General features: G+C 44.9%; 24 protein-coding genes and 1 pseudogene. All 25 read left to right on the top strand.

Annotated features, from left to right (window positions below):
- The first annotated feature begins 2 nt into the window (after nucleotides 1–2).
- The 25 genes and pseudogenes from Q0Z62_RS02530 (at nucleotide 3) to rpsD (ending at nucleotide 24,903) form a co-directional block, all read left to right on the top strand.
- Nucleotides 3–2,162 (top strand): type I secretion system permease/ATPase, encoded by a 2,160-nt coding sequence (locus Q0Z62_RS02530; RefSeq protein WP_298050522.1) that lies wholly within the window; start codon nucleotides 3–5, stop codon nucleotides 2,160–2,162.
- A gap of 29 nt (nucleotides 2,163–2,191) precedes the next feature.
- Nucleotides 2,192–3,448: pseudogene (locus tag Q0Z62_RS02525) on the top strand (HlyD family type I secretion periplasmic adaptor subunit); the annotation flags it as partial.
- 12 nt (nucleotides 3,449–3,460) lie between these two features.
- A complete protein-coding gene (locus Q0Z62_RS02520) occupies nucleotides 3,461–4,096 on the top strand; it encodes a response regulator transcription factor (RefSeq protein WP_298050519.1) in 636 nt (211 codons plus the stop codon).
- 35 nt (nucleotides 4,097–4,131) lie between these two features.
- Nucleotides 4,132–7,173, top strand: a complete 3,042-nt coding sequence (locus Q0Z62_RS02515) for a UDP-N-acetylmuramoyl-tripeptide--D-alanyl-D-alanine ligase (RefSeq protein ID WP_298050517.1) — start codon at nucleotides 4,132–4,134, stop codon at nucleotides 7,171–7,173.
- Nucleotides 7,170–8,900: a hypothetical protein gene (locus tag Q0Z62_RS02510; protein WP_298050515.1), complete on the top strand. Its 1,731-nt coding sequence runs from the start codon at nucleotides 7,170–7,172 to the stop codon at nucleotides 8,898–8,900. The genes Q0Z62_RS02515 and Q0Z62_RS02510 overlap by 4 nt, the downstream gene beginning before the upstream one ends.
- The gene (locus Q0Z62_RS02505) at nucleotides 8,893–9,786 is read left to right on the top strand and encodes a hypothetical protein (protein ID WP_298050513.1); all 894 of its coding nucleotides are present in this window, start codon (nucleotides 8,893–8,895) and stop codon (nucleotides 9,784–9,786) included. Before Q0Z62_RS02510 ends, Q0Z62_RS02505 begins: the two co-directional genes overlap by 8 nt.
- Nucleotides 9,787–9,919: 133 nt before the next feature.
- The gene (locus tag Q0Z62_RS02500; RefSeq protein WP_298050511.1) at nucleotides 9,920–14,680 is read left to right on the top strand and encodes a retention module-containing protein; all 4,761 of its coding nucleotides are present in this window, start codon (nucleotides 9,920–9,922) and stop codon (nucleotides 14,678–14,680) included.
- 89 nt (nucleotides 14,681–14,769) lie between these two features.
- Entirely contained in the window at nucleotides 14,770–15,438 is a 669-nt protein-coding gene (locus Q0Z62_RS02495) for a transglutaminase-like cysteine peptidase (protein WP_298050509.1), read from the top strand.
- A gap of 19 nt (nucleotides 15,439–15,457) precedes the next feature.
- Entirely contained in the window at nucleotides 15,458–17,419 is a 1,962-nt protein-coding gene (locus tag Q0Z62_RS02490; protein WP_298050507.1) for a LapD/MoxY N-terminal periplasmic domain-containing protein, read from the top strand.
- A 261-nt stretch (nucleotides 17,420–17,680) separates the two neighbouring features.
- Entirely contained in the window at nucleotides 17,681–18,049 is a 369-nt protein-coding gene (gene rplN, locus Q0Z62_RS02485; RefSeq protein WP_269901017.1) for a 50S ribosomal protein L14, read from the top strand.
- Between the two features lie 12 nt (nucleotides 18,050–18,061).
- Nucleotides 18,062–18,379: a 50S ribosomal protein L24 gene (gene rplX / locus Q0Z62_RS02480; RefSeq protein WP_269901018.1), complete on the top strand. Its 318-nt coding sequence runs from the start codon at nucleotides 18,062–18,064 to the stop codon at nucleotides 18,377–18,379.
- A gap of 11 nt (nucleotides 18,380–18,390) precedes the next feature.
- On the top strand, nucleotides 18,391–18,930 hold the full coding sequence (gene rplE, locus Q0Z62_RS02475) for a 50S ribosomal protein L5 (protein ID WP_269901019.1): 540 nt from the start codon (nucleotides 18,391–18,393) through the stop codon (nucleotides 18,928–18,930).
- A gap of 11 nt (nucleotides 18,931–18,941) precedes the next feature.
- Nucleotides 18,942–19,247, top strand: coding sequence for a 30S ribosomal protein S14 (gene rpsN, locus Q0Z62_RS02470; RefSeq protein ID WP_269901020.1), 306 nt, complete (start codon nucleotides 18,942–18,944; stop codon nucleotides 19,245–19,247).
- Between the two features lie 10 nt (nucleotides 19,248–19,257).
- On the top strand, nucleotides 19,258–19,650 hold the full coding sequence (rpsH, locus tag Q0Z62_RS02465; protein ID WP_269901021.1) for a 30S ribosomal protein S8: 393 nt from the start codon (nucleotides 19,258–19,260) through the stop codon (nucleotides 19,648–19,650).
- 11 nt (nucleotides 19,651–19,661) lie between these two features.
- On the top strand, nucleotides 19,662–20,195 hold the full coding sequence (gene rplF, locus Q0Z62_RS02460) for a 50S ribosomal protein L6 (protein ID WP_298050503.1): 534 nt from the start codon (nucleotides 19,662–19,664) through the stop codon (nucleotides 20,193–20,195).
- 21 nt (nucleotides 20,196–20,216) lie between these two features.
- Entirely contained in the window at nucleotides 20,217–20,570 is a 354-nt protein-coding gene (gene rplR / locus Q0Z62_RS02455) for a 50S ribosomal protein L18 (protein ID WP_269901023.1), read from the top strand.
- An 11-nt stretch (nucleotides 20,571–20,581) separates the two neighbouring features.
- Nucleotides 20,582–21,103: a 30S ribosomal protein S5 gene (gene rpsE, locus Q0Z62_RS02450; RefSeq protein WP_269901024.1), complete on the top strand. Its 522-nt coding sequence runs from the start codon at nucleotides 20,582–20,584 to the stop codon at nucleotides 21,101–21,103.
- 3 nt (nucleotides 21,104–21,106) lie between these two features.
- The gene (rpmD, locus tag Q0Z62_RS02445; protein WP_135864109.1) at nucleotides 21,107–21,292 is read left to right on the top strand and encodes a 50S ribosomal protein L30; all 186 of its coding nucleotides are present in this window, start codon (nucleotides 21,107–21,109) and stop codon (nucleotides 21,290–21,292) included.
- A gap of 10 nt (nucleotides 21,293–21,302) precedes the next feature.
- Complete coding sequence (gene rplO / locus Q0Z62_RS02440) at nucleotides 21,303–21,746, top strand: 50S ribosomal protein L15 (protein ID WP_269901025.1); 444 nt, start codon at nucleotides 21,303–21,305, stop codon at nucleotides 21,744–21,746.
- Between the two features lie 11 nt (nucleotides 21,747–21,757).
- Entirely contained in the window at nucleotides 21,758–23,083 is a 1,326-nt protein-coding gene (gene secY / locus Q0Z62_RS02435) for a preprotein translocase subunit SecY (RefSeq protein WP_269901026.1), read from the top strand.
- Nucleotides 23,084–23,089: 6 nt separating this feature from the next.
- On the top strand, nucleotides 23,090–23,308 hold the full coding sequence (gene infA / locus Q0Z62_RS02430; RefSeq protein ID WP_077734070.1) for a translation initiation factor IF-1: 219 nt from the start codon (nucleotides 23,090–23,092) through the stop codon (nucleotides 23,306–23,308).
- A 34-nt stretch (nucleotides 23,309–23,342) separates the two neighbouring features.
- Complete coding sequence (gene rpmJ / locus Q0Z62_RS02425; RefSeq protein ID WP_003805360.1) at nucleotides 23,343–23,456, top strand: 50S ribosomal protein L36; 114 nt, start codon at nucleotides 23,343–23,345, stop codon at nucleotides 23,454–23,456.
- 36 nt (nucleotides 23,457–23,492) lie between these two features.
- Entirely contained in the window at nucleotides 23,493–23,858 is a 366-nt protein-coding gene (gene rpsM / locus Q0Z62_RS02420) for a 30S ribosomal protein S13 (RefSeq protein ID WP_269901027.1), read from the top strand.
- A gap of 14 nt (nucleotides 23,859–23,872) precedes the next feature.
- Nucleotides 23,873–24,268, top strand: a complete 396-nt coding sequence (rpsK, locus tag Q0Z62_RS02415; protein ID WP_269901028.1) for a 30S ribosomal protein S11 — start codon at nucleotides 23,873–23,875, stop codon at nucleotides 24,266–24,268.
- A gap of 11 nt (nucleotides 24,269–24,279) precedes the next feature.
- Nucleotides 24,280–24,903: a 30S ribosomal protein S4 gene (rpsD, locus tag Q0Z62_RS02410; protein WP_269901029.1), complete on the top strand. Its 624-nt coding sequence runs from the start codon at nucleotides 24,280–24,282 to the stop codon at nucleotides 24,901–24,903.
- Nucleotides 24,904–24,969: the final 66 nt, after the last annotated feature.

Genomic DNA, 24,969 nt, shown 5'->3' with positions numbered 1-24,969 from the left:
GTATGGTTACAGCGCACACGTCTACCGATAGAATTCCCTTGCATGCAACACATGATGATTCGTTATTAGCTTGTTTGGTCGAGATTACTCGACTGCATGGTAATCCGTGTTCAGCTCAGCATTTAGTATCTGGCCTACCGTTAAAAGGGACTCAGTTAACACCCGATTTATTAGGGCGTGCAGCTGCCAGAGGTTATTGCTCGGTAAAAATGGTGCGTCGTTCTTTAGGGCATCTACCTACTGAGACCTTACCTGCCATTTTATTTTTGCGTGATGGCCGTCACTGTGTTTTAGTGAGCCTTTCAATTGGTATGGCTACAGTCATTTTCCCCGAGTCCTCGGCACCATCAGAGCTGTCGATTAGAAAACTAGAAGTACTCTACACGGGATTAGCGGCTTTTATTCAGCCAACGTATCGGGTTGAGACTCGCTCCGAAGAAGGGCAACCAGTCAAACATAATAAGCATTGGTTTTGGGCTGCTGTCTTTGAAAATTGGCGCTTATATCGTGATGCTATGGTGGCAGCATTGCTGATCAACGTCTTAGCATTAGCCATGCCTCTGTTTACCATGAACGTCTATGACCGGGTTGTGCCTAATAAGGCAATTGAAACACTTTGGGTTCTGACGATTGGGATTGTGTTGGCTTTATTGTTTAATTGGTTTTTGACAACGACCAGGGCAAAGGTGGTTGATCGGGCCAGTAGTCGGGTGGATGTGAGATTATCTGCTCAAATTATGGAGCGCGTCTTAGGGATACGATTAGAAAATAGACCGACTTCAGTAGGGGCATTTGCAGCTAATTTGCGCTCCTTTGAGTCTGTGCGGGATTTCATCGCTTCGGCAAGCCTAACAACACTGGTTGATTTGCCTTTTATATTTTTGTTTGTTGCGGTATTAGGTTGGATTTCCCCTTACATGATGATTCCTCCCTTGATTGCGATGGTTATCGTGATTACGGTGTCATTTATTGCCCAACATCGAATGGAGAGCTTGAGCAAGCAAATATTTCAAGCGAGCTCACAGCGCAATGCCGTGTTGGTGGAGTCATTAGCTGGCTTAGAAACGTTAAAGGTATTGAACGCTCAGGGCGTGTCTCAACGCCAATGGGAGCAGGCCACAGAGCAAATCTCCAAACTGAACGCTAAAATAAAATCCACCTCGTCGGGTACGGTTAGTTTTGTGCAAACCGTTCAGCAAATGGTCACGGTTAGCATCATCATTATTGGGACGTTTTTGGTACAAGAGGCCCAGTTATCAATGGGGGGGATCATTGCCGCCTCAATGATTGCGGGGCGTTGTTTAGCTCCTTTGGGGCCATTGGCTGGTTTGATGATGCAGTTCCATAATGCAAAAAACTCGCTAGCCTCCATTGATAACTATATGAAACTCCCTATAGAAAACGAGATCAACAAAAACTATTTACCTCGTCCTTCTATTCGTGGCGCAATTGAGTTCAGAAACGTAAGCTTTGCGTACCCGAATACAGAACACACTATTTTAGAGAACGTGAGTTTTACGCTGAAAGAGGGTGAGCGCGTTGGCATTATAGGTCGTATCGGGTCGGGTAAAACGTCCTTAGCGAAGTTGGTTTTAGGCTTATACCAACCAACTGGAGGCACGATTTTAATTGATGGTGTGGATAGCAAACAAATAGATCCCGCTGACTTGCGCCGATCAATGGGGTACGTGTCACAGGACCCCGTCTTATTCTATGGCACTTTAAAACATAACCTGACTTTAGGTGCGCCCTTAGCCACTGATGAGCAAATGATCGAGGCGGCAAAAGCCGCTGGGGTGGATCGCTTTGCCTCTAAGCACCCTGATGGGTACAGCATGTTGATTAGCGAGCGAGGCGAATCGCTATCGGGTGGGCAGCGTCAAGCTATTGCGATAGCTCGATCATTATTAAATAACCCCTCCGTCCTATTGCTCGATGAGCCCAGCAGCAATATGGACAACCAAAGCGAAGTGTTATTACGTCGTCAATTAAAACCTATCTGTGCAACACGTACGGTTCTGTTGATTACACACCGGATGGCATTGCTAGAGCTAGTGGATCGCTTGATGGTGGTTGATAACGGGAAAATTGTGGCGGACGGGCCTAAAGAACAGGTTATTACCGCCTTGAAAGAAGGCCGTATCGGTGAGCGAGGTAATTAATGGCCAGCGATATGGATTTGCTACTAAAAAAACAACGTCTAGTTGGCTCTAGAGCCTTAGTCTGGTTGGTTTTGTTTACGCTTGCAGGGTTAATTACTTGGGCTTATTTTGCATGGATTGATGAAGTTGTTCGTGGCGAAGGCAAGGTAGTGCCCTCTAGACAAGTGCAAATTGTTCAAAGTCTAGATGGTGGGGTAGTTGAAAGTTTACTCGTGCGTGCAGGCCAATCTGTTGAGGAAGGAGAGGTACTGCTTCGCATTGATCCTACTCGTTACAGCTCCTCACTAGGAGAAAATCAAGCCGAGATTTTGTCTCTCAAGGCAAAGGCGGCTCGTCTACTTGCTATTGCGACAGGCGATCCGTTGAATATGCCCGAAGAGGTCACGATGACAGCCCCTGATTTAGCTGAAATGGAATTACGCGTCTGGGAGTCACGGGTCAATGAACTTCGTAGTAACTTGGCGGTAGTGAATGAACAGCTGCAGCAGCGTCGCCAAGAACTACGCGAAACGCGAGCAAACCGCGATCAAGCCGCATCAAGCTGTAGCTTGACCTCTCAGGAATTGAATATGACGCGTCCTTTATTACAGAGTGGTGCTGTCTCAGAGGTAGATTTGCTGCGCTTACAAAGAGATGTAGCCCGTTATTGCGGAGAGCAACGTGCTGCGGCGGCGCAGATTGATCGTATTCAAGCCTCCATTCAAGAAGCCGAAGAGCGCGTAGAGGAAACGGAAATTACTTTCCGTAATCAAGCCCGCACCGAACTAGCTGAGACACGAGCCAAGCTATCAACCTTAGAGCAAGGCCAGTTAGCATTAGTTGACCGAGTAAAATTGGCTGAGGTTCGTTCACCAGTACGCGGCACGATTAAAACCCTGCATGCCAACACCGTAGGAGGCGTCGTCCAGCCAGGCAAAGACATTGTGGAAATAGTACCTACTGACGACACGTTGCTCTTAGAGGTGCGCATTAACCCAAGGGATATTGGTTTTTTGCACCCAGGACAAAAAGCACATGTGAAATTTACGGCTTACGATTTTGCTGTATATGGTGGCTTAGAGGGTGAACTAGAGCAGCTAGGCGCAGATACGATTGTCGATGAAAAGGGGAATGCATTTTATATTGCCAAAGTACGAACTGAACATGCTTATGTGGGCGAAGATAACCGTCCTATTTTGCCTGGCATGGTGGCTGAGGTTCATATCTTGACGGGGAAACGTACCGTTTTACAGTATTTATTGAAACCGGTATTACGAGCACGAGAAAACGCTTTTACTGAGCGCTAATTAGGAATAGTTATGCAAAACATATTCGTTTTATTGCTAAGTGCTGATGCAGTATTGCGTGAGCAGTGGCGTGGTATAGATAATGCTGCCTATAAATTTGAGCAAGCGCAAACATTGTCGCAAGCACAGCAATGGCTAGCCGCTTACAGCGGTGGTTTGATAATGGTAGATGCGGCCTTGGTAGATTTAGCCGATGCGCAGTGGCAACAGCTTTTTGCTAACCCTGCGGCTACGGTATTAGTGGGTAGTCTGAACCCTTCAGACCCAGAAGGTCAGAAAATGATTGTGGCGGGTGCCAAGGGGTATTTCCATGCTTATAGTCCAGTCACAGTGCTTGATACCATGCTGCAACAGGTACACGCTGGTAATATTTGGGTAGGGCAACGCTTATTGAGTCGTTTATTAAGCCAAGTGTCTGCAAAACTGTCTGCAGCAGCACCTACTCCTGCCACCGCTTGGCAGCAAGGCTTAACGCCTAGAGAAATTGAAGTGGCGCAGCGCGCCGCCTTAGGGCATACCAATGCCCTCATTGCAGAGGATTTGGGCATAACGGAGCGTACTGTACGGGCGCATTTAAGTGCTGTGTTTGAGAAGTTACAAGTGGCTGATAGATTGATGTTGGCGTTGAAGGTGCATGGGGTTGGGTAGGATGTTTTTTTTGACTAATGATGTAACGGATTGTTATGCTTGAAAATATTAAGAACTTAGTAGCAGAAAATGCTAAACCAGTTAATTTAAACGGCCAGCCTTGCATCTCTTTATTTATATCACTATCCAATGGCAAGCAACGCGCTTCTGCCCATCACGTTAAGGCTCAGACCTTTGCGGAAGCGTGGGGTCAGTTAGAGGATTATTGGAGTAACTGGGTAGAAGTACATGGGCAAAGCGCATCTTGGCTTCGTGTAGATTGGACGCAATCCGTTAGAAAAACTTCTCTTAAGCAGCTAAAGCTTTGGCTTGAAAAGGTTAAACGCAATTACTTTAGATACGGTTTAGTCATAGGCGATGCAGGACAGTATGCTTTTACCGAGCAGGAACTCAATGCGAATGCCATGCTTTATGGTGGAGTGAAATTTCCTCATGTAGTAGTAAATGAAAATAATTTCTCTATTTACGCTAAGAAAAAATATAAAAACTTTGATTTTGAGTTCAGTGATACCGATGACGTTTGGATGTTAGATAATACGGGAGCATTTATCTCAGAAAAAGAAGGTCCCTTTCTATTACATCCCAAAGGGCGAGATGCAGGTCGCCGTATTATAAATAAGTTAGACACGAATGATGTTTTTGATTTAATTGAATCAAGTAGTCAGTATTTAGCAGGTCAAGTACAAGAAACGGGCGAGTTTCACTATGGCTGGCATCCTTGTTTTGATAGAGAAATTAATTTTTATAATACCTTAAGGCATGCTTCTACTACTTACTCCATGATAGAGGCGTATGAGCTTACGCAGACTGTAGAGTTGAGAGCAGCCATTGATCGTAGTCTTTATTATTTAATAGATACGTTTGTTAAGAGAGTAAAAAATAAAAATAACCAAAACATTGCCTTCTTAGTCGAGTACAAAGAAAAAGAAATCAAGTTAGGAGCAAATGGAGTATTGATTTTAGCTCTATGTAAATATACAGAGGTTTTTTCTGATAATAAATATCTTGAATTGCTAGAGCAACTGGCTTTAGGCATAAGTTTTATGCAAGACAACGAAACGGGGAGGTTTAAGCATGTTTTAAATTATCCTGATTTTTCTGTTAAAGATGAGTTCAGAATTATTTACTACGATGGCGAAGCCGCTTTTGGTTTAATGCGCTTGTATGGTATTACCAAAGATGAAAGGTGGCTGGTTATAGTAGAAAAAGCGTTTGATTATTTTATTGCTGCAGAGCATTGGAAGGCGCATGATCACTGGTTGAGCTATTGTGTTAATGAGTTAACGTTATATAAATCCGATGAGAAATACTATAGGTTTGGTATTCAAAATGTAGCGGGTTATTTGGATTTCGTAGCCACTAGAATTACGACTTTTCCTACGCTATTAGAATTGATGATGGCTGCAGAAAGAATGGTATGCCGTTTACAGGAGTCTGATGAATATGCTTATTTGCTTGAAGAGTTAGATATAGGTGCTTTTTATGAGGCGTTAGAAAAGCGGGCACATTATTTATTGAATGGTTATTTTTGGCCTGAAATAGCCATGTATTTTGCCAACCCTAAGCGTATTGTTGGTAGCTTTTTCATTAGACACCATTCTTTTAGAGTGCGGATTGATGATGTGGAGCATTATTTATCGGGGTTTGTGGCGTATTGGAAGTATTTAGAGAGTAAAAAGACGGATCTGCTCTCCTCAAAGGGGTTAAAAGAAGCCACCGGAGGAGAATGGGTTATTGAGCCAACTAAGGATTGGAAAGCCTCTGGTATCTGTATACATCTGTCAATATTCAAAGCAGGTCATGTATTAATAGCTCGCGGGAAACGTCATAATAGTTATTTGTCTGATTCGGTTATTAAACAGCTAATTGAAAAAAAAGCTTCAGCAATTATCTGTGTTGATCCTACTCCCTATCTGGATTTTGGTGTACCTGTGCTACAAGTTAGGGATGTGAGAGCTGCTACTTTAGCTTTAGGACAAGAGGCTAGAAACAGATTTACAGGGAAGGTTGTAGGTATTACGGGTAGCGCAGGGAAAACTACAACTGTAGCAATGATGGCTCATGCTTTATCGCAGTTTGGTATTGCTGGTGCAACGCAAAAAAGTGCTAATTTGCCAATTGGAATTGCATGGAATCAGGTCAATATGCCTAAAAATGCTATCTATTGGGTAGTAGAAATGGCGATTGGAAATATGGCAATAAATACGGAGCTAGTTATGCCACAAGTGGCTATCATTACAAATATAGCACCGGCTCATCTTGTATATCATAAAGACACTCAAACCATAGCAGAGAAAAAATCATTAATAATGGATGCTATGCCATCGAATGGAACGTTAGTTCTTTTTGGTGAAATACTTCATAAAGATATATTTTTATTTAAAGCCAAAGAGAAAAATCTTAAAGTTATTACTTATGGTGAAAATAAACAGAATGATATTCAGCTCTTAGGGATGGTAAATAGTAAGGTTAAGGTTAGATTTTGGGATGATCTTTATGAGTTTGATATAGGTCTAGTAAATAAACATATGGTACTAAATGCCTTAAGTGTATTTGCTTCTTTAAGTGCATTAAAGCTAGACTGGAAAGCGAATTTAGAAGTTTATCAAAAATTTCAAAGCTTAGAAGGGCGTGGCGAGATTACAGAAATAGATTTTAATGGTAGATTAATTACTGTTTATGATGAATCTTATAATGCTAACCCTATTTCTATGAAAGCAGCTATTGAATCTATGAGTAATATTAAAAATCCACAAAATAAATTTTTAATATTAGGTGATATGATGGAGCTAGGGTCTAATGAGGTTTTATATCATAATAATTTAAAAGAAATAGTTTTAAGATCTAAGCCAAATAAGTTAATTCTTTGTGGAAATTTAATGAGAAATTTATGGAGTAATATTGAGTATTGCAGTGATTTTTCTTCTATTAGAAAAAAATGGTACTCATCTACTAATGAAATTATAGATAATATTGATGATTGGGTAGAAGATCAAGATCATATTATGATGAAAGCATCTAACTCTATTGGATTTAATAAAATTATTGAATATATAAAAAAACAGAATTTTAAATGATTTTCCCCTTTTTTATCTCAACTTTCCCCCACATCCTCTTCGCCTCCCTCTCCTTCATTCTCTCCCGAATCTCCTTCCTGTTAGCAATGGTTCTACCCTGGAAAATATTGGCGGTAGCGTCCGGGATAGGATCTGCGTATTTTAATGCGTTGAATTTTTTTGATGGTTATGCTGAAAAGCAGCAGGTGACTTATTTAGGTGGGGTGGTGGTTGCGCTATTTACTATTCACTTGGTGCTGGATTTTGTATTTGATTACTTAGTGAATAAAGGGGCGAGTAAGGCGATTGAGAGAAGTAATAAAGAAGGGGTTTTTAATAACTATCGAAGTTTTGCTAAAAGAATCTATAAATATTACGTTACTTTTTTTGCGGCTTTTCTTTATACCGTTCTAGCTTTTATTTTATTAGCATTCTTTTACCCTTCTTTAATATTAAATTTCGTTTTATATGGTTTTGCTACTTTTCTTCTAGTGTTAGTTTGTTTGCGTGTGTTTAGATTGAAGGTTGATGAAAGGTCCAGTTGGCTACCCGTTTTTTATAAAGTTTGGTGGCACGTTGGTTTTGTGCTTGCTTTGATTTGGGCGATTACCGATTATTGGCAAGGGACTATGCCAGTACTTTTGATTACTTTTTTATCTTTGCTTTTATATAGACAGGGCTTAGTCATGATTACTGTTATGGCTAATAACGGACAGCAAATATATAGAAATAGGGTGCGAGCAGGGCAAATATTTTCTACCTTACCTAATAGTAAGTACCAAATTAAGGCTGAGCTGAATGTTGAATTTGAGCAGCTAGTTACACAAATAGAGCAGCAAAGCTGGCTTGCGGAAATCTGTAGAGAAAGATTTCCTGATCTACAAAACAGTCAATTAAATAAAATCTGTCACTTAGTTGAAGCTGGAAACGTAGCGTATATAACAGTAGCCCCTCAGAGTGAGGAGCTAGCGGACGGCTTATTGATTAAGCTTTTTAATACGAATCGCGAAGCATTGGCGGAGCAAGAAATAGCTTTATTAAAGTCGGCTGATACTAGTTGGCCTTTTATAACCCTATTAGAAGATAGAAAAATTAATAATTATCCAGCTTTTATTTGCTGCTGGCCTGTGGGTAGTGTCTGGTTACAAGAGAGTGAGCGCAATACCATCGCACCAGAGCTAAGAAAAAAATTACTGCTCTGCGATTTACCGGAGAATGTGATTATGCTTTATAAGCATTCGCAAGCTGGGCTATTAGATAGGGTAAACAATGTACTGTGGGAGCATTTACAAGCGTACTCAGGAGCTAATGCAGATAAGATTAATTGGGATGGCTTGCCAGCTATATTGAGTAAGTTATTGCCAAAAATTGAGAGAATGCCAAAGCAGCTGAGTTTAGGTTCTCTTAATAGTCGTATGACGTTGGGTTCCAAAGAGGATCCTAGAATTGCAAATGTAACGCGTTGGGCCTGGGAGCCTGTGGGGGCTGCCTGGCCTCTTAATTGTTTAAAGCAACTTGATACGGCTTTGGAAGAGACGGCTAAAGAGCGGGTTGAGTTGGTTAAGGTAGATCCAGAAATGGCGAAGCTTGTAGCGCGACTCTATGAGTTTGAGCGGCGCTATCATAATAAAAATTATGCTGGGGCTGTGAATGTGTTAAGTAATTTATTGAACCACTTTGCAGAGTTGTGCTCCAAAGATAAAGATAAAGATAAAGATAAAGATAAGGGGTGTGTTAAAGATGCATAAACTGCGATTAATTTTAACTACACTATTAGTCGTGTTTTTTTCTACCTTTGCCATAGCTGAAGATGGTGGTTGCAAAACCTTAATATTCAAAGAGCTTAATCACCTACCTCATACTGTTGAGTCTTACCCATTTAGAGTGTGGTACGCCACAGAGGGTAAAAATGCAGTTAAAAATACAACTGTTATTGATGATTTATTGCTGCAGCTTCATACTGCTGATAAGTACTTTTCTCAAGAATTGAAATTGACACCTCCCTTGTTGCAGCCTCGATATAAACAGGCTGAGTACATCGATGTGTATATGGTGGAGATGAAAAGAGGAAATGGTGTAGCTTTTGATGAAGTGATTGCTGAAAAAGGCAGTAGAGAGGCGGATAGTTATTCTTGTGGCATAAAAATGCATATAAACAGCGAATTACAGCCAAGTCGTAATGTCACGCCAGCGCATGAGTTATTTCATTTGTATCAGTACGCGAACTCCATGTTTAAGGCACGTTGGTACCTAGAAGGGATGACTAGGTGGGTAGAGCAGGCTTTTAGAGGCGTGAGTACTACAGATAAAAAAGGCGTAGTGCCTAATAGCTGTATGGATGTTTTTGATGAATCTTATACGGCTGCACGTTATTGGCGAGATCTAGCACAAAGGCAGCAAGCGGAAGACATTATCATTTCTGATGATTATTTGGATTTGCATTATTCGGATGGTGGACCTGTGTTTGCAACTGATACATTTAAAAATGGTGCTGCTGTACAGGCTATTTTTGATGACTTATCTAAAGAGAGCCATAGAGCCTCCCTAGAAAATAGTCTACCTATCTATAGGTGGCCTGAGAAAGTACAGCGTTCGGCGCAATTTAATGAGGCTATATGCAGTGCAATTGAGTAGTTTTTAACTCGGTTTAATTATTATTTTTTGAACCTTATAAACCTATTGGCCGCACCGCCAATAGGTTTTTTTTATACTTTTTGCTACATTCAATCCATATAAAAATATTTGCAAAACACATCAGGAATCAAAAATGGCTACAGTCTTAGTTAACGAAGTGGTTGGTACGGCATGGGTTGTGAATGCTGATGGCAGCAGAACTCAAATCCGTCAGGGTATGGAAATCCCAGAAAATGCTGAAATCATTACAGAAAGCGGTGCTAGGGTTGTACTAGCTGCTGATGATATGCCTGAGTTCACGATTGGTGAAGGTCGTGAGTTTGCGCTGGCTCCTGATGTGTTTGATGTCAATGTAGATGCCTTTGGTGCTGCAGTAGATGGTAGTCAGCCTGTAGATCCTGATGTAGCCAGAGTTTTAGCCGCGCTTGAAGAAGGTGGGGATATTTTTGATGAGCTTGAGGCTACTGCTGCGGTCGCGGGTGGTACTGCAGGCGGTGGAGATGGCGCGGGTGGTAGTAGTTTTACTCGTCTTATGTCCATCGTAGAGCCTACTACTCCTTTAGCTCTTGCTTATCCTAGTCCTACTGTTGAGTTTCCTGAAACGCAGATATTAGGTGGTACAACGCCAGACGCTTTAGCTGCAGCTGATGCTGAAAACACGCCTTTTGACCCAGACGATATTTTTGATCCTAATGAAGATATAGACGACAGCGATGCCGATGCGGATGCGGATGCGGACGCCGACGCTGATGCTGATGCTGATGCTGATGCGGATGCTGATGCTGATGCCGATGCGGATGCTGACGCCGATGCGGATGCGGACGCCGATGCGGATGCTGACGCTGATGCTGATGCCGATGCCGATGCCGATGCTGATGCTGATGCTGATGCGGACGCTGACGCTGACGCCGATGCGGATGCCGATGCTGATGCTGATGCTGATGCTGATGCTGATGCTGATGCTGACGCCGATGCGGATGCTGACGCCGATGCCGATGCGGACGCCGATGCGGATGCTGACGCGGATGCGGACGCGGATGCCGATGCGGACGCCGATGCTGATGCCGATGCGGATGCGGACGCGGATGCGGATGCCGACGCCGATGCCGATGCCGACGCCGATGCGGATGCTGATGCCGACGCGGATGCGGATGCTGATGCCGACGCGGATGCTGATGCGGATGCTGATGCCGATGCCGACGCTGACGCGGATGCTGATGCGGATGCGGATGCTGATGCTGATGCGGATGCTGATGCGGACGCCGATGCTGATGCTGACGCCGATGCGGATGCCGATGCCGATGCCGACGCCGACGCCGATGCTGATGCTGATGCGGATGCTGATGCCGATGCGGATGCCGATGCCGATGCTGATGCTGATGCAGATGCCGATGCTGACTCCGACAGTGACTCCGATGGTGAAGAAATTACCATCACTATCACTGGTAGTGAGGTGAGTGAGATTAAAACCGGAACATCCACCGGTGATGTGGTTATGGGTCAAGTAACCATTAAACTAGACAAGCCAGCTAGCAACGACATCACTTTAAGTTTGAAAAATGAAACCACCGGAAAAACTCAGGAAGTCACTATTTCTGCAGGTGAGTCCTCAGTAACTGTTGCTGTTGAAACCTCTCGAAAGGATGATTATTACAAGCAGGGCGAGACCAAAGAGGAAATTACCGTTACAGCTCAAGAGCCTGAAAGTGGCAATATCACTATCAAGGGTGAAGCAGCAATTATTATTAATGATGATGTTGACCCAGTTGGAGTCACCATTAAAGCAGCCGAAACCACTGAAACAGTAGTCAACAAGGACAATTTAGAAAATAATGCTGGATTTACCGTTAAGGCTAAAGACCCGGATGGTAAGGATGCTAAGATTTCTACGCATAGTAGTCCTTCAGGCTTTGGCGTATTGAGTAAGGATGAGCTAGGACATATAGGCCAAACAGATAAAGTGCACAGCGGTCACACCAGTGAGATAGGTGTTGTTAGCGATGGTAAGGGCGGATGGCTAAGTGAGTCCATAGAAGTTGATTTTGCTAATCACATTAGCACTTTAGATGTGGCTTTTGCATGGCGCCATAACGGTGAAACAGCCCGCGTGGATTTTTACGATGGCGAGACCTTTGTAGGACATGCTCTGGTGAAAGGAGGTGGCACAAATACAGAGGCTGTTGTGGAGTATTTTGATGAAAAAGGTGTGTTAAAACACAGTGAGGCTGTTCAAGGTGGCACGGATGATGTGGACCTGGTTTACACCTTTAAGCCAGCGAGTGATGTGGCTTTTAACAAAGCCATATTTAGCGCTGAGGGCCAAGGCAGTGATTACCTCATTCACTCCATTAAATATCAAGAGATTTTGGATGGCGATAGCACCACCATTGTGGGCAGTAACGAAGTGGCCTTTCAGATTGAAACATCTCATGCTCCTGACCCAGATTGGATAGCAGCAGGTAATACGCCAACAGCGTACGTGGAGATCAAAGACTCCACCGGCAAAGAAGTATTTGGCGCCTTGGTTACTCTTGATGAAAGGGGGAAAGCGACCGTTACCGTGAGAACCGATGGTACTGTTGATTTAACGGCCACGGTAACTGATGTTAAAGGTAACTTTGAGGCGGTGAATTATGATCAGAGTTCTGTATCTATAAAAGGCCATCTCACTGCAGAAGCTAGTGATGACAACATCAATGTTACTGAAGATATCGATTACGTTTTAAAGCCAGATGATTTTGGTGATGATAACAAAAATGTAGCCCAAATTAAATTCGGTGATATGCCACAAAACGGTGGGCTTTATATTGTTAAAACACAATATGAAGGGGCAATGAATGATAAGGCTGAATACACTGATGATAGCACCGGTAAGGTTTTTGTTCAGTTGAGTAAAGGGGACATCGTTGATATTGCGGGTGTTAAAAATGGCAATGTGATTTTCAAACCCCATCTTGATACCAGCGATAGTGGTGAGTTTACTTTCAGCGTGAGCAATGGCAATGGTAACTTTACCGAGGATTACACTACGTCTATTACCATCAAAGCCGTCACAGACATTCCTGTGGCAACGGTAGAGATCGGTACGCCTGAAGGTCAGGTGCAGAAAATAGATGTCAGCACAATAAATGTGGGCAACAAGCTTCAGAATTTCAAAATCGAAGCCATGAATAGGAAGTCTGCTGATAGTGAGTGGAAGTCTGCTGAGCTTTCGATTATTGAGTTTGATGAAAGCGTAGCGAAGGGTGAAGTGAATGGCTTTGGCGTCGCAGGGAAAGCGAATGCGGATAATAATAGTGAAGCAAAAGCTGAAATAGACTCCAATGAAAAAATAGTAATTACTTTTGACAAGCCTGTGACTGACCTAGCGGTTAAGTTTTCTTGGTTAGCTGCTAATGAGGATGCCAAATATACGGTGTTCGATAAGGCTGGTAATGAGCTAGGTAGCCGTACTATTAAGGGGCAGACTGATAAAATTGATCCAATCCACAAAATCTCTGATGAGTTTCCAGGACAGGAAATTGGTCGCGTAGAGTTTACTTCCCCGGGTAAGGATGATGATTACGTTATTCATGAGATTTCTTACACCGTACCTAGCAAATCGACCTACCCCGTAGCCATCACAGCTACTACCGGCGATACCGATGGCTCTGAAAGCATCACTGCTGTGGTGGTTGGCGTGCCTAAAGGCGCTGAGATTTCTCATGGTACTTTGCTTGCCCCAAGAAAGGGTGATACGGAAGGCTTTGATTATTATGAGTTGCCGCTACAGAGTAATCAAGGTTATACCGTCACACCTACTGAAATAGATGGGGTGGTTAGAGGGATAAAGATAGAGGGTGTTACTGTTACCTTACCGGTAGATCAGGATCTAACAGTTGAAGTGACTGCTACCGCCCAAGATGGTGTGAGCTCTGATTTTGTAAACTCTGAGGTAGTAACGGGTTTTGTTAAAGGTGATGATAGCGGTATTAGCAATGATGCTAGCGAAGAGAATTCCTCACCTGAGAAGTCAATTGAAATTGCATCTCACCATGGTTTTAATGGGAATGACTTTTTCAACAAGGGAAACATACAAAACGGAAATCCTGAGCTTAAGCTTGATAGTCCGAGCCAAAGGGTGACGATACAAAAAGAAGGCTTTGGTATTCATGGAAATCTAAACAATGGAAATGGGGGTAAGTCTGATAGCCAAGGTCTTGATAGTAATGAAACTTTAGTCCTGAAATTATCAAGTACCGTATCTGAGGCAACGTTTCAAATAAAGAGTGATGGTAATGGATCAGCTACTGGTCACGTTACCGTTACCGCTAAAGATGGCGCTGAGTTCATGTATGTGGCTTTTGATGCTAAGGGTAGTGGCAATGCGAGTGATGCTGGGTTCTTTGTCAAGCCAGTAAATGCTGTCGTTGATGGTAATGACATTAATTTTGCCCCTGCTGTTGAGCCTATGATGTTCTTAGGTGAAAATGAAAAAACGATGGACAGTTCAGTTTTAAATAAGGTTTTCAGTGAGAAAGACTCAGGCTTTGAAGATCTGGTGGGAACTGAGAATGATGACATCTTCGTTTGGGGAGAAGGACATACAGGTACGGATACCATTCTTAACTTTGGTACTGGTAAAGAGGGAGATGCTAATGGTGGAGATAAGTTGGACTTCTCTGCCTTACTAAGTGATGTTGATGAGAATGCTGATATCACTGAGTTCCTCAGTATTAAAGAAAGTGGTGCTGATACGGTGATTGATGTTAAAGGTCAAGACGGGGTTACTAAGCAAACCGTTACTCTAAAAGACGTTGCCTTATCAGACTTAACCGATGGCGGTACTTCCGATGACATGATTAAAAATATGATCGAAAGCGGTAAGATTAATATCAACGGCAGCGATATCTAATCTTTCCCCTCTAATCTGTTAACCTTCCTAAAACCACCCAGCCAACTATAGTAATATACAAGGCTGTGTGGTTTTTTTAACTGTTTTCTATGCAACTATTTAAACGCCCAATCCTCAAGACGATGACAGCCCTGCTGCTGCTCATCGCTTTTTTGCTTGTGCCTTTAGCCAGTGCATTAGATCTTAACGAACAACAAATCAAACAAACCGCCCAGCGCAAATACGGCGCGAAGGGTGTGCAAAATGTGGATAAATGGCTCACTAAAATGGTGAGTCTACAAAGTCTGCCCGAAGAGCAGCAGTTGAAAGAAATTAACAGCTTCTGGAATAGAATTGCTCTAGGTGGTGAAGACATTGATATTTGGGGCGTGGAAGATTATTGGGCCTCCCCTTTAGAAACCTTAGGCCGAGCGCAGGCAGACTGTGAAGATTACGTCATAGGTAAATATTTTTCCCTAATACGCTTGGGTGTGCCTGCTGATAAACTACGGCTGATTTATGTGCGTGCTAATGTAGCAGGAAGCAGCATTGCTCACATGGTATTGGGTTATTATCCGCAGCCCAATGCAGAACCTTTACTGTTAGATAATTTAACGGGATTGATACGCCCAGCCAGTCAGCGTCCTGATTTAACTCCCGTTTTTAGTTTTAACTCTGAAGGTGTCTACGTCAGTGGTAGCGCGCCTAGCTCTGTTGATCGCATTAGTCGTTGGCGAGGCCTTTTAGATAAAATGCGCAATGAGGGCTTTACGCCCTAAACCATAAGGTCATAAAACCATGTCATTATTAAAACAGCTACTTCTTAGTGTCAGTCTGGCTATTTTGATTATTTTAGGCGGAACGCTTTGGCTGAGTGTAGACTCTGCGCGTAGTTATTTAAATACTCAGCTACAAGCCCAGACTGACTCCGCAGCGACGTCATTGGCACTTACCTTGTCTCAGCCTTCTAATCAGGACCCGGTGACACAAGAGTTAATTATTATGGCTCAGTTTGATTCGGGGCAGTTTAGCCGGATTGCGCTACATGATCCCGCAGGGGTTTCACTACTCAATCGTCAGACAGAGGGCGACTCTAAGGGGGATGCTCCCCAGTGGTTCACTCGTCTGTTGCCCGTACTGGTTGCCGAGAGTGCCGCTCAGGTCAGTGATGGCTGGCGTCAGGTTGGGCAGGTGTACTTGCAGGCCGATGCGACTTATGCTCGTGATACGTTATGGCATAGTTTTACCCGTTTGGTGGTCTGGGTGTTAGGGGCCGGAGTGGTTTGGGCGGTGTTTGTTTTGTTTTTGATACGTTGGCTACGTCGAATGTTACATGATGATGTGACCTTGCAGCTCAAAGCCTTAACCCACCATGACCCCAGTTCAGTACAGTCAACTCATAAGTCGCATAAAAAATCCACCTTTTCTGAGCTGTCCGAAGTCACGCAGGCCATCGCTTCTGCTCGAGAAAGTATATTACTCACAACCGAAGAGCAGCATGCCAAAATTGAGTCTTTAGAAATTGAGTTGAATCAAGATGCTGTCACTGGTTTGGTTAACCGTAAATACTTTGTCAACGAGCTACGAAGACAGTTGGAAAACGCCCAATCTAAGGGAGGTTGGCTATTTTTGTTTAGACAGCGTGATTTAGCTGAAATTAACCGTATTATGGCCAGATCGAATGTAGATGAGTGGTTGCGTAGTCTCAGTGAGCAGCTACAAGTCGTATTGCAGCGTTATGGCTCAGAGCCAAGTCAGTTTACCTTAGCTCGTTTAAATGGATCTGATTTTGTGATCTTGGGTACGGATGTTGAGGCTGCAGTTATGCAGCAACTCGTCAAAGAGGTCCAGACTATTTTACGTCAGCAACGGATTCAATTTTCTGATGGTGCCTTTTGTCGTTGGGCGATGGCGCAAACCGACTTTAAGTCCGGTCAGTTTTTAGCTCATGTGTTAGGTCGATTGGATCAGGCGTTGATGCGTGCCGAAAGTGCAGGGCATAACTTGGTCGAGCAGTTAACGAGTGATCAGGTTGCTGACAGTGCAGATCAACCTAAAGGGGGAGAGACACAGTGGCGGGCAATTATTCAAGAGGGGCTAATCCATAATCGGTTTAGCCTGCACTTGCAGACAACGGCCTTTAAACAGCAACAGTGGCACGAGGCGACGTTACAGTTACAGTCTACTCCTACACAAAATGATCTGCTGTTAGGCTATCAGTTTATGCCGGTTGCAACACGATTGGGTTTATCTGGTGTCTGTGACCTAAGAGCATTCGAGCTTGCCTTAGACTGGTTGGCGAAGCATCCTTCTGAGCGTTTGATTATGCGTGTTTCGCTCTCTTCCATTACTCAGGATAGTTTTAGCGAGCAAGTCGCAAAACAGTTTGCTATAGCTGGCCTAGAAAACACACAACGACTATATATAGAGTTAGACGCGTACTCATTAGTTAGTGAGCCGGTGGCCGTATCATCCTTTGGGGTGATGGTAGATGAATATCACGTTAAGCTAGGTGTGCGTAGGGCGCTCAGTTTGCCCCGTGTACTTCTGGATTTAACTATGTACAAAGCCGCTTATTTACGCACACAGGTTTCAGAGTTACTTGAAATCACGCAAAAAACAGGTGGTAATATTATGCTCCGCAGCGCTTTAGATATCGCCAAACAGGCGGGGGTTACTTTTGTGCTACTGGGTAATAGCGCCGAACTTTCAGCAACTACACGTCAAATGTTGCAGGAATACGGCATAGGTGCAGAATAAGTGTTTTTAAGCTTGCTTAATCTATTTAATTTGCTAAAATAGGTGGCTTACTTGATTTAAAAATAGTTTTTACTAGACAAACAAGTAAATTAAAACACACGTTTTGTTTCTCGCAAGATTTCAACCCAGGGTTCGGCGCAAGGCTACTACAACTAATTGGTGTGGTTACAACGTCGAATCTGACGGGACCAAAACTGGTTGCGTTGCTTGGTAGATATATGTCGTACCAGGTTGTGCAGTTAAGTTGGAACAGGAAAAATCATGATTCAAATGCAGACCACGCTGGATGTGGCCGATAACACTGGTGCGCGCTCCGTAATGTGCATCAAGGTGTTAGGTGGCTCCAAGCGCCGTTATGCCGCTATCGGTGACATTATTAAAGTCACTGTTAAAGAAGCGGCCCCGCGCGGACGCGTCAAAAAGGGCGAAATTTACAACGCTGTGGTAGTTCGTACTGCCAAAGGTGTTCGCCGTAAAGACGGTTCGTTGATTAAATTTGGTGGCAATGCTGCCGTTTTGCTTAATGCAAAACTCGAACCCATCGGCACTCGTATCTTCGGACCGGTTACGCGCGAATTGCGTACCGAAAAGTTCATGAAGATCGTGTCGTTGGCACCCGAAGTACTATAAGGAGCCTGGGATATGCAAAAAATCCGTAAAGGCGACGAAGTCATTGTACTTACCGGTCGCGACAAACGTCGACGTGGCACCGTGTTAAATGTTAATGGCGACCTAGTTGTGGTCGAAGGCATTAATGTTGCTAAAAAACACGTTCGTCCAAACCCTATGGCTGGCGTACAAGGTGGCATCGTAGATAAAACCATGCCTATTCACATCTCTAACATTGCTTTAGTTAACCCCGAAACCAATAAAGCTGAACGCGTTGGTTTTGATGTTGTTGACGGCCGCAAAGTGCGTGTATATCGCTCCAACGGTAAAGTCGTTGGCGCTAAGGCATAAGGGACGACATCATGGCACGTTTACAAAAATTCTACCGTGATAACGTAGTAGCTGACTTACAAAAAGAGTTCAACTACGAAAGCATCATGCAGGTACCTCGCATCACCAAAATCACCCTAAACATGGGTGTGTCTGAGGCCGTAGCCGATCGTAAAGCGATCGAACACGCCACCGAAGACATGGCAAAGATTGCAGGTCAAAAACCGATCATCACTAAAACTCGCAAAGCTATTGCTGGTTTTAAAATCCGCGAAGATTACCCAATTGGCTGTAAAGTCACATTGCGTGGTCGCCGTATGTACGAATTCCTAGATCGCTTGATCGCTGTGGCTCTACCACGCGTTCGCGACTTCCGTGGTATTCCTGCACGTGCATTTGATGGCCGCGGTAACTTCAACTTAGGGGTAAAAGAGCAAATCATTTTCCCTGAAATTGAATACGATAAAATTGACGCAGTTCGTGGTTTGAACATCAGTATTACCACTACTGCCAAGACCGACGAAGAAGCCAAAGCGCTACTAACCGCTTTCAGCTTCCCGTTCCGTAACTAAGGGGCGATGACGTGGCAAAACTATCACTCATCAATCGCGATCTAAAACGCGCAAAACTGGTTGAAAAATACTCCGCTAAGCGCGCTGCGCTAAAAGCGATTATCGACGATCAGTCTAAGTCCGACGAAGAACGTTATCAGGCACGCTTGGATCTACAACAACTTCCTCGCAATGCCAACCCAACACGTTTGCGTAATCGCTGCGTTGTGACTGGGCGTTCTCGCGGTGTTTACAAACAATTCGGTTTAACTCGTCATAAGATCCGTGAAATGGCCCTAAGTGGCGAAATTCCCGGTATGACCAAGGCTAGCTGGTAGGAGAAATCACATGAGCATGAGCGATCCAATCGCCGACATGTTGACCCGCGTTCGTAACGCACAAATGGTCAGCAAAAAGTCGGTATCCATGCCCTCCTCGAAGCTTAAAGCTGCTATTGCAGCTGTGCTAAAAGACGAAGGCTATATCGAAGAATTCCAAGTTTCTGGCGATAAAAAACCAGTATTGGAAATCACCCTAAAATATTACGCTGGACAACCCGTAATCGAGCGCATCGATCGCGTGTCGCGTCCTGGTCTACGCATCTACAAAGGCAGCAACAGCATTCCTCAGGTCATGAACGGCCTAGGTGTTGCGATCGTGTCCACCTCTCATGGTGTTATGACTGATCGCAAAGCACGCGCTACCGGCGTGGGCGGCGAAGTCCTCTGCTACGTGGCATAAGGAGAAGTACAATGTCACGTATTGCTAAATACCCAGTCGCACTGCCTACAGGCGTAGAAACAACCATCGCAGAAGATCAAATCACTGTTAAAGGCCCTCGTGGTACTTTAGTTCAGCCTTTGACTGGCGATGTAACTATCGAGCTAGTCGATGGTCAGTTAACTTTTGTTGCTGCCAATGACAGCCGTCATGCTAACGCAATGTCTGGTACCGTACGTTCCTTAGTGAACAACATGGTAACTGGCGTAAGCGCTGGTTTCACACGCAAACTATTATTAGTTGGTGTGGGTTTCCGTGCTCAACTCCAAGGCAGTGCTGTTAAGCTCCAATTAGGTTACTCTCACGACATCGTGCATGAATTGCCCGCTGGTGTAACAGCTGAATGTCCAACCCCAACAGAAATTCTGTTGACCGGTGCAGACAAACAGGTTGTTGGTCAGTGTGCTGCTGAAATTCGCGCTTACCGTCGCCCTGAACCCTACAAGGGTAAAGGTGTACGCTACGCCGAAGAGCATGTAGCCTTGAAAGAAACCAAGAAGAAATAATCGCACAGGCAAGGACGAATTATGGACAAGAAACAATCTCGTTTGCGTCGTGCAGTGGCAACTCGCAAGAAAATTGCCGAGTTACGCGTACATCGCCTGGCGGTACACCGCACCAATCTGCACATTTACGCCAACATCATCTCTCCCGAAGGCGACCGCATTTTGGTCAGTGCCTCCTCGGTGGAACCAGAACTACGCAAAGAGTTGGCCAATGGTGGCAACGTTGCGGCAGCTGCAATTATCGGCAAACGTGTTGCCGAGAAAGCCAAAGCTGCTGGTATCGAAACAGTCGCTTTCGATCGTTCGGGCTTCCGTTATCATGGCCGCGTGAAAGCGTTGGCCGACGCCGCGCGTGAAGCCGGCTTGAAATTCTAAGGAATTGTCAAATGGCTAAAGCACAAGGCAGACAAAATGCCGATCAGGAACGCGACGACGGCCTGCGTGAAAAAATGATCGCGGTTAACCGCGTCAGTAAAGTCGTCAAGGGTGGTCGCACCATGAGCTTCGCTGCACTAGCAGTAGTAGGCGATGGTGATGGCCGTATCGGGATGGGCAAAGGTAAAGCCCGTGAAGTACCCGTTGCTGTACAAAAAGCCATGGAACAGGCCCGTCGTGGTTTATTCCAAGTTGCTCTTAAAGACGGTACACTACATCACTCCGTAGTTGGTAAGCACGGTGCCTCCACTGTTCTTATCTCTCCAGCCGCAGAAGGTACTGGTGTGATCGCCGGTGGTCCAATGCGTGCTATCTTCGAAGTAATGGGTATACGTAACGTCGTAGCTAAGAGCCTAGGTTCCAGCAACCCGTACAACATGGTTCGTGCAACGCTAAACGGCTTGCGCGCTTGCTCCACACCGGCTGAGATTGCTGCTAAACGTGGCAAAACAGTTGAAGAGATTCTGGGGTAAATCATGGCACAGAAGCAAATCAAGGTTACACTCGTGCGCTCTGTTATCGGTACTAAGCAAGACCACCGCGACACCGTTCGTGGTCTAGGTCTACGCCGTGTTAACAGCAGCCGCGTTCTGGTTGACACTCCCGAAGTTCGTGGCATGATCCGTAAAGTGGATTACTTAGTCACTGTTTCGGAAGCCTAAAGGAATCGGCATGTCGCAAATGCAATTAAACACATTAAAACCTGCTGATGGCGCTAAACACGCTGCCCGCCGCGTTGGTCGCGGCCCAGGCTCCGGTTTCGGTAAAACAGCAGGTCGTGGTCACAAAGGTCAGAAATCTCGTTCTGGCGGTTACCACAAAGTTGGCTTTGAAGGCGGTCAAATGCCTTTGCAGCGTCGTCTACCTAAGCGCGGTTTTACTGCTCCTGGTGGTCACTTGCACGCAGAGATCCGTTTGTCTGATCTACAACGCTTGGACGTTGAGGAAATCGACATTCAGGTATTAAAGCAAGCTGGCGTAGTTGGTCAGCTCGTGCGTTACGCTAAAGTCATCAAATCCGGCGAGCTGTCCCGCAAAGTCGTATTGAAAGGCTTGCGTGCAACAGCTGGTGCCCGTGCTGCTATTGAAGCCGCTGGCGGGTCTTTGGCTGAATAAAAGGGGTCACGGTGGCTAAAGCACAGGCAAAGGGTAAGTCAGGTTCCGGTTACGCCGATTTAAAACGGCGTATTGTATTCCTGTTGCTCGCGCTGGTTGTTTACCGCTTGGGTACACATATTCCTGTACCAGGGATCAATCCAGACGCACTATCTGAACTGTTCCAACAAAACCAAAGTGGTATTTTGGGTTTGTTCAATATGTTCTCTGGTGGTGCGTTGCAGCGTTTCTCAGTGTTCGCACTGGGGATCATGCCCTACATTTCTGCATCAATTATCATGCAGCTTATGTCGGTGGTTGTGCCTACGCTCGAGGCAATCAAGAAAGAAGGTGAAGCGGGTCGTCGTAAGATCACCCAATACACTCGTTATGGCACTGTATTTCTTGCACTTTTCCAAGCAATTGGTATCTCTGTTGCATTGGAATCACAACCCGGTCTAGTCATAGATGCAGGGATGTTATTCCGCTTTACTACGGTCGTCACATTAGTTACAGGTACAATGTTCTTAATGTGGCTAGGTGAACAAATCACCGAGCGTGGTATTGGTAACGGTATTTCCATTATCATTTTTGCTGGTATTGTTGCAGGACTACCAGGCGCTTTAGGCGGTCTGTTAGACTTAGTGCGCACTGACGCAATGTCCATTATTTCGGCATTGTTTATCATTGCACTAGTAATCGCTGTAACGTACTTTGTTGTATTTGTCGAGCGTGGTCAACGTCGTATCACGGTCAACTACGCGAAACGTCAGGTAGGTAACCGTATCTATGGCGGACAAAGCTCGCACTTGCCGCTGAAGTTGAATATGGCTGGGGTAATCCCTCCTATTTTTGCATCGTCAATTATTCTACTTCCAGCTACAATTGCCAGTTGGTTCTCCACTACACCGGGTCTGGGCTGGTTACGTGATTTGGAAGCTGCGCTTTCACCTCGTCAGCCTTTGTACATCACGCTACTTTCAGCTTTGATTATATTGTTCTGTTTTTTCTACACGGCGTTGGTTTTCAATAGCCGCGAGACAGCAGACAATTTGAAAAAAAGCGGTGCATTTGTACCTGGTATACGTCCCGGAGAACAAACAGCTCGCTATATTGATCGCATCTTGTCCCGCTTAACTTTGGCAGGCTCGATTTATATCACTATAGTTTGTTTGGTTCCGGAGTTTCTGCAGATGCGCTGGAATGTACCGTTCTATTTTGGTGGTACATCCTTGCTAATTATTGTTGTAGTTACTATGGACTTCATGTCACAGGCGCAAGCCTACGTGATGTCTCAACAATATGACTCGTTGCTCAAAAAGGCTAACTTTAAAGGCACGGGTTTGCCTATGCGATAGAAGAAAATGGCAAAGGACGACGTTATACAAATGCAAGGTGAGGTCGTAGAAAACCTCCCTAACGCAACTTTTCGTATCAAGCTAGAAAATGGCCATATGGTGTTGGGCTACGTTTCGGGCAAGATGCGTATGCATTACATCCGGATTCTGCCGGGCGACAAGGTCACAGTGGAGCTCACGCCCTATGATCTTAGCCGAGCCAGAATTGTATTCCGCTCTAAATAAGCAGCGGCCGGTTTAAGAAAACTAGGAGTCAACCATGAAGGTAATGGCATCAGTTAAGCGGATTTGCCGCAACTGCAAAATCATTAAACGTCATGGCGTGGTACGTGTAATCTGCACTGATCCCCGTCACAAGCAGCGTCAAGGCTGATACGCCGAAACGCAACCGATTTAACAAGGAACTACCATGGCCCGTATTGCTGGCATTAATATTCCGCCGCATCAACACGCCGAAATCGGTCTAACCGCGATTTTCGGTATCGGTCGTACTCGCGCGCGTCAGATTTGTGACGCAGCGAGCATTGAATACTCCAAAAAGATCAAAGATCTTACCGACGCCGAACTAGAAGTAATTCGCGAACAGATTTCGGAGTTCAACGTTGAAGGCGATTTACGTCGTGAAGTCCAACTGTCAATCAAACGTTTGATCGACATGGGCTGTTATCGTGGGATGCGCCACCGTCGAGGACTGCCTGTGCGCGGTCAGCGTACACGCACCAACGCACGTACCCGTAAGGGACCACGTCGTGCAGCGCAATCTCTGAAGAAATAATCGAGGAATAGAAGATGGCTAAAGCTTCTGGCGCATCGCGCGCTCGTAAGAGAATCAGAAAGAGCGTCTCCGACGGCATTGCGCACGTTCAGGCGACCTTTAACAACACAATCATCACTATCACCGATCGTCAGGGCAATACATTGTCTTGGGCGACATCGGGTGGCGCAGGCTTTAAAGGCTCGCGTAAATCCACACCGTTCGCTGCACAGGTAGCCGCCGAAATGGCTGGCCGCACTGCAATGGAATACGGTATTAAAAACTTGGAAGTTCGCATTAAGGGCCCTGGCCCTGGCCGTGATTCGTCGGTTCGCGCGTTGAATGCTCTAGGTATTAAAGTTACCAGCATTTCTGATATTACGCCGATCCCGCATAACGGTTGCCGTCCTCCCAAGCGTCGTCGCATCTAAGGGGAAGATACGTGGCTCGTTATACTGGACCTAAATGTAAACTCTCACGTCGTGAGGGTACAGATCTATTCTTAAAAAGCGCTCGTCGCTCCTTGGACTCCAAATGTAAATTGGATTCTCGTCCAGGTCAGCACGGTCGTACCTCTGGTTCCCGTACATCTGATTACGGCTTACAGTTGCGCGAAAAGCAAAAACTAAAGCGTATGTACGGTGTTCTAGAGAAACAATTCCGTCGCTACTTCGTAGAGGCAGATCGTCGCCGTGGTAACACTGGTGAACTTTTGATTCAATTACTTGAATCACGCCTAGACAACGTAGTCTACCGCATGGGTTTCGGCTCTACACGCGCCGAAGCACGTCAGTTGGTAACTCACCGTGCAATCGAAATCAACGGTCGTACCGCTGATATCGCTTCCATGGCAGTTAAACCTGGTGACGTTATTACTATTCGTGAAAAAGCTCGTTCACAAACTCGTATTAAAGAGTCTTTAGAATTAGCTTCTAGCGTTGGTATGCCACAATGGGTAGAAGTCGATGCAAGCAAACTAAGCGGTGTTTTCAAACAAGTTCCTGATCGTGCCGACGTGGCCCGTGATGTGAATGAGTCGCTAGTTGTTGAATTGTACTCACGCTAATTAATAAAAAATCTTCGGATTTTTTGTTATATCACTCGGCCCACTTTCTTTATAGATGGTGGGCCT

Source organism: uncultured Paenalcaligenes sp., assembly GCF_947630565.1.
Classification (GTDB): domain Bacteria; phylum Pseudomonadota; class Gammaproteobacteria; order Burkholderiales; family Burkholderiaceae_B; genus Paenalcaligenes; species Paenalcaligenes faecalis.
The sequence above is the reverse complement of the archived record's forward strand: the minus strand, read 5'-3'. Positions and strand labels throughout refer to the sequence as shown.